Below are 15292 nucleotides of genomic sequence, written 5' to 3'. Positions count from 1 at the left end.
CTTGAGTGCGGTTGTCATGTATTTCTACATGCATGCGGTGATGTGTCATGCAAGGCGATCACATCGTCGCTTTAGCGGCTTGCGGCAGCTTGACCTCTACCAACCCGCCAGTGATTGCGAAGTGAATCCAGCAGCCGAGCACTGGTTTCTCGGTGGCTGCCAAGAGTGCCTGTCGGTAAACATCCAGCTGACCGGAATACTTCAAAGCCTCAGGCTCCCACTCGCTGCGAGCGCGGGGGGAGCTCTTGTGGTCAATTACGATCCAACCTTGTTCCGTTTCCAGCAGCAGGTCGATAAAGCCCTGCAGTTGCTGGCCATCGCTATTGGTGTACTGGATTGGCACCTCGGCCCAACACTGCTCGGGTTGGAACTGCTCCTGAATGCGCGCGAGGAATTTCGCTACCATCGCATCGACTTCCGGTACGGTGATGAATTCACGCATGCCGTAATCGGCCAGTACACGCTCAGTCATTTCGACGGAGGTCGCACCACAGGTAACCGCTGATGCGATGACCGCGTGTACGGCTTCACCTAGGCGGGTGATATCCGGGCCATTGTGCAGGGCAATACGCTCGCCGATTTGCAGGCTGTCACCGATGCTCGCCTGCGCCAGGGGTTCTGCGGCGGAAGGCGTCAGGTAACGGGGAAAATAGGTCGCAGTTTGCACCTTCCGGCCAGCGCCCAGCCAGTGGAGCGGCTCCTGTGTGGGTATGAAAGGACTCTCTGCCTCTGGTTGAGACGCAAACTTAGTCGCCACTGTCTTGCCTTTTGGCAGGGTCACGGAATCGGATTCCGGCAGCAGTAAACGGGTATCGACGCAGTCCCACCAATAGCCATAGTCCGATTTGGTGGGGCTTTTTTGTGTACTGACCAGAACAAGGTGATCTCTCGCACGTGTCAGGGAAACGTAGAGCAGGCGCTTGTCTTCCTCGGTTGCATCGGCCAAGGCCTGTTTGCCGTCCGCGCCACTTTCGACAGTTGCCTTGAGCGAAACGTCTTTGGACTGGCCACCAAAGAAGCTTGGCCAGTAGCAGAGGCTACGCCCCGCCAGCGGCGCATTAAAGTCAAAACCCGCTGCATTCGGCTGTACCCGCAGGCCCCAGATACGCGGGCGTACCGGCGCACTGAGGTCGCTGGCGATGACCACGGGCCACTCCAGGCCTTTGGCGCGGTGATGGGTGAGCAGGGTTACCGCGCCTTTATCCGGCGTTGCCTGGTTGTCTTGCTCGTTTTTTTGCAGTTGCTGAAACCAGAGGATCAATCCGGGCACGGTGGCGGCCCGGTTCTGGGTCTGACAGTGGTCAAGATAGTTTTCCGACAGTGCCAGCAATGCTTCCAGGTTTTTCAGGCGCAGCTCTGCGTGCAGCAGCGTTTTGCTCCAGCGGGTAGCGAGCGCTCTGGCGTCGGTCACCAGCAGCACCTGTTCCAATGCTTCCACCGGCGAGAGGTAGAGCAGGCGCTGGCGCTGTTCGGCAATGGCCGCCAGGGCGGGTACGGTATCCTCACCCCACTCGTGCAAGCCCTCGTCGCTTTGTACCCTGTTGATCCTATCCGCCAGCCACTCCTCTACTGCCTCGCCTTGGCTCATGGCCCGAATCTCAGCGCTTGCCAGGGTATCGGCCGGGTTGGCGAGCCGGCGCAGGCAGGCCACCGCAAATACCGCTTCCGGTGTTGCCATGAGACCAGCGCGACTGAGGCTGACGGGAATGCCAAATGCGCTCAGCTCCTGCGCCATACTGGCGAGGTTGCTATTGCTGCGCGCGAGAATGGCGATATCGCCATAAGTCACCGCGCGAGGATCACCGGTACGACTATCGAGAACTTGCTGACCGGATTCCACCAATTTTTGTACCGCGGCGGCCAGTGCACTGTATTGATTCTTTTTATTGCTGCCTTCCAGTTGCCAGTGTTCGACCGCAGGTGTTTTCAGCTGCGGCTGGTGCGCGGGCTCCAGCGCGACCTGCTGCTCAGGAATGGTATTGGCGAAGGCCGGTACAAACAGTCCATTGATGTATTCGACCAGCTCCGGGCGCGAGCGCCAGCTTTTACCCAGCACATCGATGGTAGCGCCCTGATTTTTCAGGTGATCGATAACCGTGAGCATCAGGGAAGGATCTGAGCCGCGGAAGCCATAGATCGACTGCTTGATATCCCCTACCCAGATCGCCCTGTCCGCCAGTTCGGAGAGCTTGATAAAGATGGCTAGCTGGATGGGTGAAGTGTCCTGAAATTCATCCACCATCAGTAACTGCAGCTCCTGACGCAGAGCGTCGGTCACCTCGGGGAGCTCGAGAATTTGCAGCAGGCACTGCTCCTGATCAACGAAGTCCACCACCCCCAGGCGGGTTTTAAGCCGGCGATAGGTGTCCAGGCTGTCGGCGGCGATGGTGTATATCTGATGGATAAACTCGCCGATGTCTTCCCGCAATCGTGGGTGCTTGTCGTAATCGCTGGCGATCATCTGCACAGATTCTGCCAACGGGCGGCTTTTCGCCGTCGGTAGGTCTTTGGACAAGCGTAACCAGCCAGGCCAACTCAAACGGCCTTCGGCCAGCGACCTGTGGATAATTTCGAGGTCGGCAAAGTATTTCTTGGAGCCTTTGGTTTTATCTACCGTGGGATTAAATTGACTGGTCGCGCTATCAATCGCATCAAGCAGTTCATTATCCAGATTCCGCTTTGTGGGAGGGGGAAAATATGAGAATAGCGAGTCCCGACTGTTGTCGATGGCCGCACGTAAGTCCTCCGGTCCCAGGTTATTGCTGCGCGCCGCATCGACAATTTTCTGAATTTCCCCGCGCCATAGCGGCTGGTTGGTTTTGCTGTCGACCAGTCCCAGCCGATCAGACAACGCGTGCATCTTTCCGATGATGCGAATATCAGTTTCCAGTGTTTCATCCAGTGCCTGGTTGAACAGCTGTGCCGCGCCCTCTTCTTCAATCACAGTCTGCTTAGGAGATAAGCCGGCTTCAAACGCGAAGCGCTCCACCAGCGCGCCGCACACGCTATTGACGGTGCCGATCATCGCCTGCCCCATGGCGTTGGCGGTGGCGTTGTTGCCGCTCTCCAGCAGACTCTGGCGCACTCGCTCCTTCAGCTCACTGGCCGCCATTTTGGTGAAGGTGGTCGCCATTACCCCGCGTGGTTGCACGACGTTACCTGACAACAATTCGCCCATGCGCTTGGTCAGGGTGTAGGTTTTACCACTACCGGCACCGGCACTGATAAATTCGATGTTGGGGGCGATGGTGCTGCTCATGCGTTTTCCTCCCAGCCGGTGAGTGCCGCGTAGTCGTTGAAGGTATCGCTGGTTTCCGGAATATCCACGCCGGTATCCGGTTGAGACTCCTCGGTAGGCTCGGTTCCGGACACGGTCACTTCCACGCGCCCCATACCCAATTGTTCACGGCGCCATTTCCAGGTGTCTTCCAGTTGTTTCCAATACTCGGCGATGGCCAAGTTATCCACATCCGCTACCAACTGCGCTTTAGGGAAATATTCCACGCTATTACTCAGTAACTGGCGCTCCGATACGGTGAAGTACGCCAATGCGGGGATCCGGCCGGTAATCTGACGACGCAGATGCGCGTAGGTCACCAGCTGCAAGTAGTTACCCTCTTCCCAGCTTTGCTTGCGGTATTTATAGCCGCTCCATTTGATATCAATCACCGCCTCGTGGCCGTCCACATTGGTCGCCAGCAGGTCGATACTGCCGCGCAACTGACCACCGATAAAATCACCAGACTGGGGCGACTCCATCGCCACCTTAACAACACTTGCCGCCTGTAATTGCTCACACAATTGCGCAAGCGCACCCGCACACTGCATCAGAAAACGTTCCCGCTCCGCGCGATGGCCGGGCAACAGCATGGTTGAACCGGAGAGCGGCAGCAGCGCGTAGAGGGATTTCTGGCACCAGTCCTCTACCGCACTGCAGTCAATCGCAGGAATATCCGTATGCTCGGTAAAAAACTGTTCGAACAGCATGTGCGCCAGATTTCCCTTAAGGCGACGCTCATCCTGGAGTTCCGCCAGGGCACCGGGTTTCAACTGTGCCCCGTAGCGGAACACCCACTGATATGGACTGTTGATAAACTGATCCAGGCTGGTAAAAGATTCCGCCTCCCGCTTGGGCAATTCGACGTCCTGCAACTGCCACCAGCGCTGCTTTTTCGGTAGCGGCAGTGCGGGTATCAGGCAAGCATCGGCAGAGATCGGTACGTCGAGAAGCTGTACAGCTTTCGCCCCCAGTAGCACTTCCGTCGCAGCCAGCGGGGCCAGGCTTCCCAGCCCCCCTTTCAAGTTTGCGGCGATAAGGTCGAGTACCGGGTGATGGCCTTCGCAATCCGCATACGGCAGTAACAACAGTTGCTTGCTCGCTCGCATCAATGGCCGCAGCCAGTGATTGCCCTGTAGCGCCAGCTCGCATTCCTGCGACCAGAGCACGACGCCGGCATCGGCCAGCGCTTTTACCTCCGCAGGCAACCAGGGCGCACGTTTGAGGTCCGCTACCGGAGCAAGCCCCATCCACACAACGAGTTCGGGCGCACCGGAGATTGCTGATGGGGTTTCCAGTGCCTGCAGCGGGTTGGATGGCGCGATGGTTTCAGCAGCTCGATCAATCAGGTCAATGCCGGCACCGCGAGACTGGCCGATCAACAAACGCAGTTCTTCGCGACCGATGTTCGTTTTTCCTGACCGACCCAGGCGGCCCAAGGCGTTGATGAGATCGCTGACCTGGCGCAGGGCCAGAGCAAAATGCGTATGCTCCTGCCCCGTTTCCTTCACTTCAGCGCTATGGCGATGTTGCAGCCAGGCAAACACCAGCTCTGCGCGCGCTTGGGCGATATCCAGTGGCATGCCAGTTTCAGGGTTATAGCGAATCGGCTCCAGCCACTGCTGAATATTTTCCTGCAGCCGAACGGCCTTTTCGGGGCTCTCCTCTGCCAGCGCCTCCACAGCGGAGGCAATAATCTGCTGCCAGCGCTCGCTACCAATACCGGGATGTTCAGCAACCTCTTGCGCCAACCGCGCTTTCAATTTGCGAGGCAGAGGCCCTACGGGGTGGGTAAGAAACTCTAACTGTGCCTGGGGGTCCAGCGGATCCCACATCAATTCAAATGCCAGCTGCTGTACCTGCGCGGCGGGCCGCCAGGGCGACAGATTGGAGAAACCGGGGCGCGGAAGGGCCTGGCTTTCACAGGCGGCATCGATCGCTCTGCCGCTATGCTCAGCCAGAATGGCAGTTTCCGGCAGGGTATCCGTAATTTCCTGATAGGCACTGATGAGTTGAGCAAGGCTGTAGCTCGCCACCTGCACCGACGGTGCCTGAATCATTACCAGACTGCCGTCTCCCGTTAACGTCATTTGTCCAGTCGCTTCCGGCTCAATCAGGCGGCGCTGCAGCCTGCCGAGATCACTGCCTGCATCGGCTGCGGGCGTCAGTTCCACCTCCTCTTTCAGGATCACACCATGATGATCGCGAAGGATACACAGCAGTTGCTGCAACAGGGGGGGAAGCAGTTCCAGCGTATCCCGCAGGTGGATCTCGCTCACCCGCACGTTCTGACTTGTCAGCACCGAGATTACCCGCTGAAGGCGCTGGCCAACGTTATCCGCTATCAGCGAGGCCGCTGCCTTTTCGATATCAATCAGGGTTTTCAAGCGCGGTGACGCCCCCGGCACACTGTGCCCGTTCCAGCCCCCCATATAGAGTTGGTCACGCCACTCCAATAGCGTCGCTGCGGTATGCAGTGGAGCCACTTCAAACGACTTTGCGTAGAACGGCTTGCCTGCAAGACCGCGCTCGAGACATTCAAGGTATTGCACCAAACGATCGGTGTATGAGGCCTGATCTGCCGGTAGCCCTAGTTGGGCCTCCAGCAACGACAGCATCTGCTGCACTCCGACCCAGGGACTATCGAGGCTCGCGGACGTTTCGCGCGCACTATCACAATTCAGGCCAAAGGTTATTACCACCGGCAACTCCTTCCTTGTTCAAATTCAGTTCGTAATCAGTCCAGTTCGGTGACGAGAGGGACGACCTCCGATCTTCGGATTGCCCAGATTTCATCGCCAAAGCTCAGTAGCCAGCGATCCAACAGAAGAGTCTGGGGTACCGTGGCTTCGATACGGTACCCACCCTCCACTTCTTCCGCGGTCTGATCATGAGATAACCGGGACTCTAGCAAATGGTGGCCGGCGTCTCTGGAAATGCAAAATGACAGCTGAATGACTCTTCCCTTCTCAATACCGAAAAAGCCCTGAGCTTCCAGCTGCTGTAAATCGAAATCGGCCGGCGGGACGAAAGTCTCCGTACCGCACAGCACCTTCGTCAGCCGGGACATAGCCAGCGAGCGGAAGTCTTCATGACCCTGAAACTGACACACCAGATAAAGCCGTTGCTCCTGCTGAACCAGACCAAGCGGCTTGATCCGCTTACCGGTAGAGCGCTTCCCGCTGTGGTTGCAGTAGTCGATGGTCAGCCAAGTATTTCGGTACAATCCTTTACTGACCGCATCGAACACACCCTCTTCCAGTTCAGGAGGAAGTAGCGGCTGTAACCCCTGAACGATGCTCACCTTATTGCGCCACTGACTATGAGGAGAGTCCGGGCGCTCATAACTCAAGATTTGATCTGCTCGATAAAATTGTTTATCCAAAACTTTCTGCAGGTCCGACGGCAGCAGGTTTCCCAAATGGCGCTGCGCCATTGTCAGTAGTAAGGATTCCTTCTCCCCCAGGCCGGGCTGGGTCCAGTGCTGGATTCCTCGCGGCAGGCTATAGTTCAATGCTTTTCCGCTCTCAGTGACTTCCAGATTGAACTCTTCCGTCAACAAATGAAGGTCGCGCTGCAAAGTACGTACACTGGGCACAGCAATGTCGCCTTCCAGCTCAAGCTTTTCACGCAACACTGTTACGGATACTTTTTGTCCAACGGGAATTAGCTGTAGCAACCGAAGCAGGCGGCGTACCGTGTCGATTGCAGATGAACGTTTGTTTTCAATCATGTCTTCCCCGTTTTTTATCCTATCGGGAGAGTGCGACAAAATGTGTCGCATATGGCCATCGTAAGGCGCAACTGTCGGAAAGTTAGTTATAACGGGACATGTTGAACAAGGCGCCAACAACAAAAATCTATCACAGTAATCTGGTGATAGAAATCACACACTATTACAGCCGCATTTATTGGAATATTTGGTGAGACTCGGATTGCATGACCAAAGGTCACGGCTCCCAAGGGGAAGGAAATGCGAGGATTAAAGAAAAGATGAAGTATCTGACCCACAGAAACACGAAAGCCCCGCATTGCGGGGCTTTTCGAGTTGCTTCAGAAAAGATCTGAAGACTTTGATGTGGTGCCCAGGGCGGGACTTGAACCCGCACGAGCTATGCTCACTACCCCCTCAAGATAGCGTGTCTACCAATTCCACCACCTGGGCAAAAACTTTTCAGTTTTTGATTTAAGCCTTTCGGCTTACTGAGGCTGTTCCTCAGTTTCTGCTTCTTCGCCTGCTTCCGGCAGTTCAGCCTGCGGGGCTTCTTCTGCTGCGGGCAGGTCGTCTGCGGCCGGGGCTTGTTCCTGAACTTCAGGGATGTCGCTTCCAGTCGCCGGTACTACGCCCGGTTGTTCAACGACTGCCGGAATCTGCGGCAGGTCAGCGTCAACATTGGCTTCGTTTTTCTGACTGGCGAGGATGGCCAGGCCGAAGCTGGTGACGAAGAATACAGTCGCCATGATTGCAGTCAAGCGGGAAAAGAAATTTCCGCTGCCCTGGCTACCAAATACGGTCTGAGATGCACCCGCACCGAAGGACGCACCAGCTTCCGCACCTTTACCCTGCTGCAGCAGAATCAGGCCGATGATACTCAGCGCGGCGAGAATGTGAACCACTAAAACCAGTTTTTCCATTTTCCCGGAAACCTGCTGTTGGGCCTTGGCCCTTATCAAAATTTGACTTGCTGTGACGCTCAATCGGCGGCGCGGCAAATACTAATAAATTCTTCGGCGTTTAGCGATGCACCACCTACCAGTGCGCCATCGATATCGGCCATTGCAAACAACTCCGCGGCATTACCGGCTTTTACGCTACCGCCGTAGAGAATTTGCACCTGAGCACCGGTCTCGCCAAGCTGTTGGCGAATAAACTGGTGTACTTCCTGAGCCTGTTCCGGACTGGCTGTTTTACCAGTACCAATGGCCCAGACCGGCTCGTAGGCAACCACCGCATTTTGCCAGGTATCAGCCTGACCCAATGCAACAACGGCCCGAATCTGCTCGGCGACCACGTCCAGGGTCTTGCCCGCTTCACGCTCTTCGAGGGACTCGCCCACGCAGAGGATCGGAATCAGGCCTGCCGATTTGGCGGCAGCAAACTTTGCTGCTACCAGAGCGCTGCTCTCGCCATACAGGCTGCGACGCTCGGAGTGCCCTACGATCACATAGCGGGCACCGCAATCCAGCAGCATTTCAGCGGAAACTTCACCGGTGTACGCACCGGAGACTTGCTCGCTGAGGTTTTGTGCTCCCAGAGCCAGTTGATCTTGCGCCGATTCCGCTACCAGATGGAGGTAGGGGAAAGGCGGGCAGATCACAACTTGGGCAGAGCAGTCGCCGGACTTTAGTCCGCTGTTCAGCTCGGCCAACAGTTGCCCGGCAAATGCTTTGGTGCCGTGCATTTTCCAGTTGGCAGCTACCAGGGTTTTACGCATCGGTGCTCCTCCAAGGGGCGCAAATCTTAGCGGTATTGCCGGCAACATACAACCAGCGATTTCGAATATTTATTGATTTTTCAATGGCTTCCGACGCATGCCCCGGAAACCGACGGCGTCCTCAGGCGTTGCCGATCCGCTCCACTACGGCGGCGATATCCGCGGCCAGTTTTTCGACCAAGACCGAATCCCGTCCCTCGACCATGACCCGAATCAGGGGCTCGGTACCAGATGGGCGCAATAATACACGACCAGTATCTGCCAGGGTCGATTCTGCCTCGGTCACGGCCGCCTGCACGTCGCTGTGCTCCAGCACGCCGTCGCGACTGGCCAGGCGCACATTGATCATATGTTGCGGCAGCATTTCCATTTTCTGGCTGAGCTGATCCAGAGACTCACCAAAATCACTGACTGCCCGCAGTACCTGCAGCGCGGAAATAATACCGTCACCTGTGGTGGTCACATCGGTGCAAACAATGTGCCCGGAAGACTCACCGCCCAGGGTCCAGCCCTTGCTGTACATCATTTCCAGCACATAGCGGTCGCCGACCTTGGCGCGCGCAAACGGGATCTTGCGCTCACGCAGCGCCAGCTCGAAGCCGTAGTTGCTCATCTGGGTGCCCACCACACCGCTGCAGCCACCGAGGAACTGCTGACGGTGGATGGCGATCAGGAACAGCAGCTGGTCGCCATCGATCAGGTTGCCGTGACGGTCCACAAACATTACCCGGTCGCCGTCGCCATCAAAGGCAATCCCGAGGTCGGCGCCGCGCTCGACCACTGCCTTCTGCAGTTGCTGTGGCTTGGTGGAACCGCAATCCAGGTTGATATTGAGACCATCCGGCTGGGTACCGATGGCATGCACCTCCGCACCCAGCTCGCGGAACACTTTGGGGGCAATGTGATAGGTGGCGCCGTTGGCGCAGTCGAGCACAATGTTGAGCCCTTGCAGAGAGTAGCGCCAGGGGGTGCTCGCCTTACAGAATTCGATATAGCGGCCGACAGCGTCATCGATTCGCCAGGCCTTGCCCAGGTCTTGCGCGGTTTCCATCGGCAGGTCCAGTGCCGCTTCGATTTCCAGTTCCACCTGGTCCGGGAGCTTGCTACCGTCGGCGCTGAAGAACTTGATGCCGTTATCCTGATAGGGATTGTGCGAGGCACTGATCACGATTCCCGCCTGGGCGTGGAAAGTACGGGTCAGGTAGGCAATGGCCGGGGTGGGCATGGGGCCAAGCAGACCCACATCGACACCGGCATTGATCAGGCCCGCTTCCAGCGCCGCCTCGAACATGTAGCCGGAAACCCGTGTGTCTTTACCGATCAGAATACGGCTGCGTCCCGGACCGGCTTTTGCGGCCCCCAGCACCTTGCCCGCGGCGTAGCCGAGGCGCAGCATAAAGTCCGGGGTGATTGCTCCCTGACCTACCTGACCACGGATGCCGTCGGTACCGAAATGTTTTCTTGTCATCGATTGACTCTCATCTGTTGTTGGGCGCGATGCGCGCTGCCCAACCTGCGGTTCTTTGGTCGCCCGCTGTTCTCAGGGGCGATCCACTAACTGTTGTAATTTCAGTACATCCACCGTCGCGGCCACGTCGTGCACGCGAATAATTCCTGCACCCCGCTGGGCTGCCAACATGGCCAGGGCCAGGCTGCCGGGCAGCCGCTCGTCCACGGTTCGATCCAGCAGGCGCCCAATCATCGATTTGCGCGAAAGCCCCACCAGTAACGGCAGGTCCGCCGGTGCCAAGTCGGGAAGGTGGCGCAGTAGCGCGAGGTTGTGCGCGTCGTTCTTTCCGAAACCGAAACCTGGGTCGTAGATCACACTCGCTCTAGGGATACCCGCAGCCTCGCAGGCGGCGAGACGCCCATCGAGGTAGGCGCGCACTTCGGCCACGACATCGGTGTATTCCGGGCTGGACTGCATGGAACCAGGCTCGCCCTGCATGTGCATTACACACACCGGCAGACCTGTGGCCGCCGCTGCTTCTAAGGCACCGGGGCGAGTGAGTGCTCGCACATCGTTAATCAGACCGGCGCCCGCAGCCGCCGATGCCTGCATTACCGCAGGCGTACTGGTATCCACCGAGATCACCACGTCCATGCGCAGACTGATGGCTTCCACCGCGGGTACCACACGATCCAGTTCCTGTTGCTCGCTGACCGCCGCTGCGCCCGGCCGAGTGGACTCGCCGCCGATATCGATCAGGGTCGCGCCCTCTTCACAGATCTGTTCCGCGCGGCGCAGCACCAGATCGAGATCCAAACCGCCCTCTGCGTAATAGCTGCCGCCGTCGGAGAACGAATCCGGAGTGGTGTTTAGAATGCCCATGACCTGGGGGCGGGACAGGTCGAGAGTGCGCTTGCCGCAGGTTAACTTCATATCAGTTTTGCTCTAATGCGCCGTGAAGGCTGTTGAGGAGCGCATTATGCAAAACGGGCCCGGAGGCCCGCTTTACAACGATGTGTCAGCCAATTCGCACAAATCAGTGGCCGTTGACTGGACCACCCACCGGGCTGTCACCATCCTGGGGTTTTTCGTTATCTACACGGTCTTCCGGAGCGGAGCCGCCACCGGTGTAGTCGTTGTCGTGCCAGTCCCGCGGCGGACGCACCTTGCGGCGCGCCATCAAGTCGTCGACCTGCTCAGCATCCAGGGTTTCGTATTCCATCAGCGCATCTTTCATCGCTTCCAGGATATCCCGGTTGTCTTCCAGCAGTTTTTTGGCGCGGGCATAGCAGCTGTCGATGATGCGGCGCACTTCCTCGTCAATCTCGTTCGAAGTCTTGCCGGAAACCGGATTACCGTGGCCGGGCTGACCACTTTCATCCTCACCGTAGTGCAGCGGACCGAGCTTCTCGGAAAGGCCCCACTTGGTGACCATGTTGCGGGCTATATCGGTAGCGCGTTCGATATCGTTGGAAGCACCGGTGGTTACACCGTCGATGCCCAGGGTCATTTCTTCCGCAATACGACCGCCGAACAGGGAGCACAGCTGGGACTCCAGCGCACGCTTGGACAGGCTGTACTTGTCTTCTTCCGGCAGGAACTGGGTTACACCCAGTGCGCGACCGCGGGGAATGATGGTGACCTTGTGCACCGGGTCGTGCTCTGGCACCAGACGACCGATAATCGCGTGGCCCGCTTCGTGGTACGCGGTGTTGGTCTTTTCCTTCTCATTCATCACCATGGATTTGCGCTCGGCACCCATCATGATCTTGTCGCGGGCGCGCTCGAATTCTTCCATGGTCACCATGCGGCGATTGGCACGGGCGGCAAACAGGGCGGCCTCGTTCACCAGATTGGCGAGGTCGGCACCGGAGAAGCCAGGGGTTCCACGGGCGATGGTCTGCGGATCCACTTTTTCGTCCAGCGGCACCTTGCGCATGTGGACCTTGAGAATCTGTTCGCGGCCGCGGATATCCGGCAGGCCGACGAATACCTGGCGGTCGAATCGGCCCGGGCGCAGCAGCGCGGAGTCGAGCACATCGGGACGGTTGGTGGCGGCGATGACGATCACGCCTTCGTTGCCTTCAAAACCGTCCATTTCCACCAGCAGCTGGTTCAGGGTCTGCTCACGCTCATCGTGACCGCCGCCTACACCGGCGCCGCGGTGGCGGCCGACCGCATCGATCTCATCGATGAAGATGATGCAGGGGGCCTGTTTCTTGGCCTGCTCGAACATGTCGCGTACACGGGAGGCACCGACACCCACGAACATTTCCACGAAGTCGGAACCGGAAATGGAGAAAAATGGCACCTTGGCCTCGCCCGCAATGGCCTTGGCCAACAGGGTTTTACCAGTACCGGGAGGGCCCGCCATCAGGACACCGCGGGGGATATTACCGCCGAGGCGCTGGAACTTGGACGGGTCGCGCAGAAACTCTACCAGCTCCTGTACGTCTTCTTTCGCTTCGTCCACGCCAGCCACATCGGCAAACGTGGTTTTGATCTGGTCTTCACCCAGAAGGCGCGCCTTGCTTTTGCCAAAGGCCATCGGGCCTGAGCGACCACCGGCACCGCCCTGCATCTGGCGCATGAAGAACATGAACACGGCAATGATGATCAGAATCGGGAAGCTGGCCACCAGCAGCTGCTGCCAGATACTGGGAGACTCCGGCTCACGGCCATTGAACTGCACGCCGCCGCGCACCATTTCATTGGTGAGTTCGTCATCGATGATCTGCGGCTGAATAGTCTTGAAACGGCTGCCATCGGCTTTTTCACCGGTAATCACCAGGCCATCGACCAGCACACTCTTTATCTGGCCGGACTGTACGTCCTGCACAAAAGCGGAATAGCTGAGGGACTCATCCCGGGATTGCGGCTTGAAGTTCTGGAACACCATCAGCAGCACCGCCGCGATGATCAGCCACAACACCAGATTCTTTGCCATATCGTTCAAAGGGTATGCCCTCTTGCCAATGCCTTAGCAGCTAAATCCATTCCACCCAGTATAGGCGGCGAAAAACATAGTTCTGTCGCCCCGGTCACCCGGGCGACTACGTGGGCTGCGACTCAGTAGCCCCGGCGCTTTGCGCCCTGCCCTTTTACCACATCGGGGCCCCTGCCCCAACACGGCGAAAAAGCGCTATCCGCCGAATTGTCAGCCCTTGAAACCGCGCGCCACCACATAGACTTCGCGGGAGCGGGGCCTGGACGCACCCGGTTTGCGGGTGACCACGGTCTGATATTGACCGCGCAGGTCGCGGATCAGTTCGTCGAAACCTTCACCCTGGAATACTTTTGCGACGAATGCCCCACCGGGCTTCAGGACCTGACGCCCCATATCCACGGCCAGTTCGACCAGATACATAGAGGCCGGCTGATCCACCGCGCGGACTCCACTCATATTGGGGGCCATATCGGAAATCACAAGGTCGGCGCGCTCTTCGCCGAGCTTTTCCAGCAATTCTTCAAACACGGACTCCTCGGTGAAGTCCCCCTGCACAAAGTCCACGCCGGCGAGGGCATCCATTGGCAGGATGTCGGACGCGAGAACCCGGCCCTTATGACCTACAAGTTCTGCTGCCACCTGGGACCAGCCGCCGGGGGCGGCGCCGAGATCGACCACCGTCATACCGGGCTTGAACAGGCGGTCCTTCTCGTTCAGCTCATGCAGTTTATAAGACGCACGAGATCGATACCCCTCTTTCTGGGACTGTTTGACGTAGTGGTCATTGAAATGTTCACGCAGCCAGCGGTGGCTGCTCTTTGATCGGCCCATCAGTTACAATACATCGCTAATTTCTGGGGTTGTCCGCGCAGATACGCGCTTGCTTACCCGAGTATGGGTTAATTTAAGGATGGAGTATTGTATGCCTTTAACCGCTGACCGCAAAAAAGCCTTGCGCGCTCGTGGCCACAGCCTCAAGCCAATCGTCACCGTAGCCGACAAAGGGCTGACCGAAGGGGTGCTGGAAGAACTGAACCGAGCGCTGGAAGATCACGAGCTGATCAAGGTCAAACTGGCGGTCAATGACCGCGAGGTACGCCACGAACTAATCGCCGAACTGTGCCAGCAGAGCAAATCCGAGCTGGTGCAGGAAATCGGCAAAATCGCCCTGATCTTCCGCAAGGCGGCTAAACCGAACGCTCGCCTGTCCAATCTGCTGCGCCCCTGAGCAGCCTGCCCTACCCCCAGCCTCTGTACAAGCAGGGGCGGGCAACCTTCGCTACCCACCCCATTTCACAGCGTCTGCCAGTTTCAGGTCTTCCCTCAGTACTTCAACGCCAGATGTTTGGGGTCTGCACTGCGCAGGCGCTTGCTGAGCGGGTGCTCGCGCTTACGCAGTTCTGCCAGTACCAGTTGTGCCACTTCCCGTGCGCCCAGCTGGTTCAGGTGCGTGTCGTCGCGCACCCCCACCGGATAATTCGGGTGTAACCCCGGGGCAATGTGCATAAAGCGCAATGCAGAATCCCGATCACCCATGACCTGGAAGTACTCCCGCGTCACCACTTCCATATCGATGAACTCCACCTTTTCCTTTGCCGCCACTTCCCGCACCAGCGGGGCGTAAGGGTGGGTGTGTTTGATCTTGTTAGCGCCGTCAAAGTAGCGACGGGTAATCGGTGACATCAGTATCGGCTCGGCGCCGGCCTTGCGCACATCGTTGATAAAGCGCGACAGATTGATCTTGTACTGCTCCGGTGTGGTGTAGCGATCTTTTTTCTGCTCAGACTCATCGTTGTGGCCAAACTGGATAATGACGTAATCGCCGGCTTTGAGCTCGCTCATGATGCCGGCCCAGCGCTCTTCCTCGATAAAGGTGCGGGTGCTACGGCCATTCATAGCCCGGTTGTCGACCTTGATGCCGTCGTCGAAGAAAAATGCGAAGGGCACGCCCCAGCCTGTTTCCGGGTAGTCCTTAACTTCCTTGATCGCCATGGTGGAATCACCGGCCATGAAAATGGTGGTTTCTTCTGCGGCCACTGTGCCGTCGCCAATCACTGTTTCGTTACCAGCCAAAGTCCCGTGGCTTGCCAGCATTAACACGCCAGCGCTCATCAATGTTTTGATTTTTTGCATAACCTCTCTCGTCGATCCATTCCCCGGCACTCCGCCGGGGTTACTGCGTT

Annotated in this window: 11 protein-coding genes and 1 tRNA gene; 1 reads left to right on the top strand and 11 read right to left on the bottom strand. The window is 57.8% G+C overall.

What is annotated here, in order from left to right:
- Window positions 1-58: 58 nt before the first annotated feature.
- The 10 genes from PVT68_RS16060 to rlmE form a co-directional block, all read right to left on the bottom strand.
- The gene (locus PVT68_RS16060) at window positions 59-3259 is read right to left on the bottom strand and encodes a UvrD-helicase domain-containing protein (protein ID WP_280319790.1); all 3201 of its coding nucleotides are present in this window, start codon (window positions 3257-3259) and stop codon (window positions 59-61) included.
- Complete coding sequence (locus PVT68_RS16055) at window positions 3256-5979, bottom strand: PD-(D/E)XK nuclease family protein (protein ID WP_280319788.1); 2724 nt, start codon at window positions 5977-5979, stop codon at window positions 3256-3258. The genes PVT68_RS16060 and PVT68_RS16055 overlap by 4 nt, the downstream gene beginning before the upstream one ends.
- Window positions 5980-6014: 35 nt before the next feature.
- A complete protein-coding gene (locus PVT68_RS16050) occupies window positions 6015-7010 on the bottom strand; it encodes a helix-turn-helix transcriptional regulator (RefSeq protein ID WP_280319786.1) in 996 nt (331 codons plus the stop codon).
- 346 nt (window positions 7011-7356) lie between these two features.
- A tRNA-Leu gene (locus tag PVT68_RS16045) sits at window positions 7357-7442 on the bottom strand.
- 35 nt (window positions 7443-7477) lie between these two features.
- Complete coding sequence (gene secG, locus PVT68_RS16040) at window positions 7478-7912, bottom strand: preprotein translocase subunit SecG (protein WP_280319785.1); 435 nt, start codon at window positions 7910-7912, stop codon at window positions 7478-7480.
- A 59-nt stretch (window positions 7913-7971) separates the two neighbouring features.
- Window positions 7972-8712 (bottom strand): triose-phosphate isomerase, encoded by a 741-nt coding sequence (tpiA, locus tag PVT68_RS16035; RefSeq protein ID WP_280319782.1) that lies wholly within the window; start codon window positions 8710-8712, stop codon window positions 7972-7974.
- Window positions 8713-8833: 121 nt separating this feature from the next.
- Entirely contained in the window at window positions 8834-10180 is a 1347-nt protein-coding gene (gene glmM / locus PVT68_RS16030) for a phosphoglucosamine mutase (RefSeq protein ID WP_280319780.1), read from the bottom strand.
- 72 nt (window positions 10181-10252) lie between these two features.
- Window positions 10253-11095, bottom strand: a complete 843-nt coding sequence (gene folP, locus PVT68_RS16025; RefSeq protein ID WP_280319778.1) for a dihydropteroate synthase — start codon at window positions 11093-11095, stop codon at window positions 10253-10255.
- Between the two features lie 103 nt (window positions 11096-11198).
- Complete coding sequence (ftsH, locus tag PVT68_RS16020) at window positions 11199-13109, bottom strand: ATP-dependent zinc metalloprotease FtsH (RefSeq protein WP_280322546.1); 1911 nt, start codon at window positions 13107-13109, stop codon at window positions 11199-11201.
- Window positions 13110-13319: 210 nt separating this feature from the next.
- Window positions 13320-13940 (bottom strand): 23S rRNA (uridine(2552)-2'-O)-methyltransferase RlmE, encoded by a 621-nt coding sequence (rlmE, locus tag PVT68_RS16015; protein WP_280319776.1) that lies wholly within the window; start codon window positions 13938-13940, stop codon window positions 13320-13322.
- Between the two features lie 91 nt (window positions 13941-14031).
- Here rlmE and yhbY point away from each other — a divergent pair, with 91 nt between their 5' ends.
- Window positions 14032-14337, top strand: a complete 306-nt coding sequence (gene yhbY, locus PVT68_RS16010) for a ribosome assembly RNA-binding protein YhbY (RefSeq protein ID WP_280319774.1) — start codon at window positions 14032-14034, stop codon at window positions 14335-14337.
- A 95-nt stretch (window positions 14338-14432) separates the two neighbouring features.
- Here yhbY and PVT68_RS16005 read toward each other — a convergent pair whose 3' ends face one another.
- The gene (locus PVT68_RS16005; protein WP_407666158.1) at window positions 14433-15203 is read right to left on the bottom strand and encodes a rhamnogalacturonan acetylesterase; all 771 of its coding nucleotides are present in this window, start codon (window positions 15201-15203) and stop codon (window positions 14433-14435) included.
- Window positions 15204-15292: the final 89 nt, after the last annotated feature.

The sequence above is a fragment of the Microbulbifer bruguierae genome (assembly GCF_029869925.1).
Lineage (GTDB): Bacteria > Pseudomonadota > Gammaproteobacteria > Pseudomonadales > Cellvibrionaceae > Microbulbifer > Microbulbifer bruguierae.
This window is presented reverse-complemented; position numbering and strand designations above follow the sequence as displayed.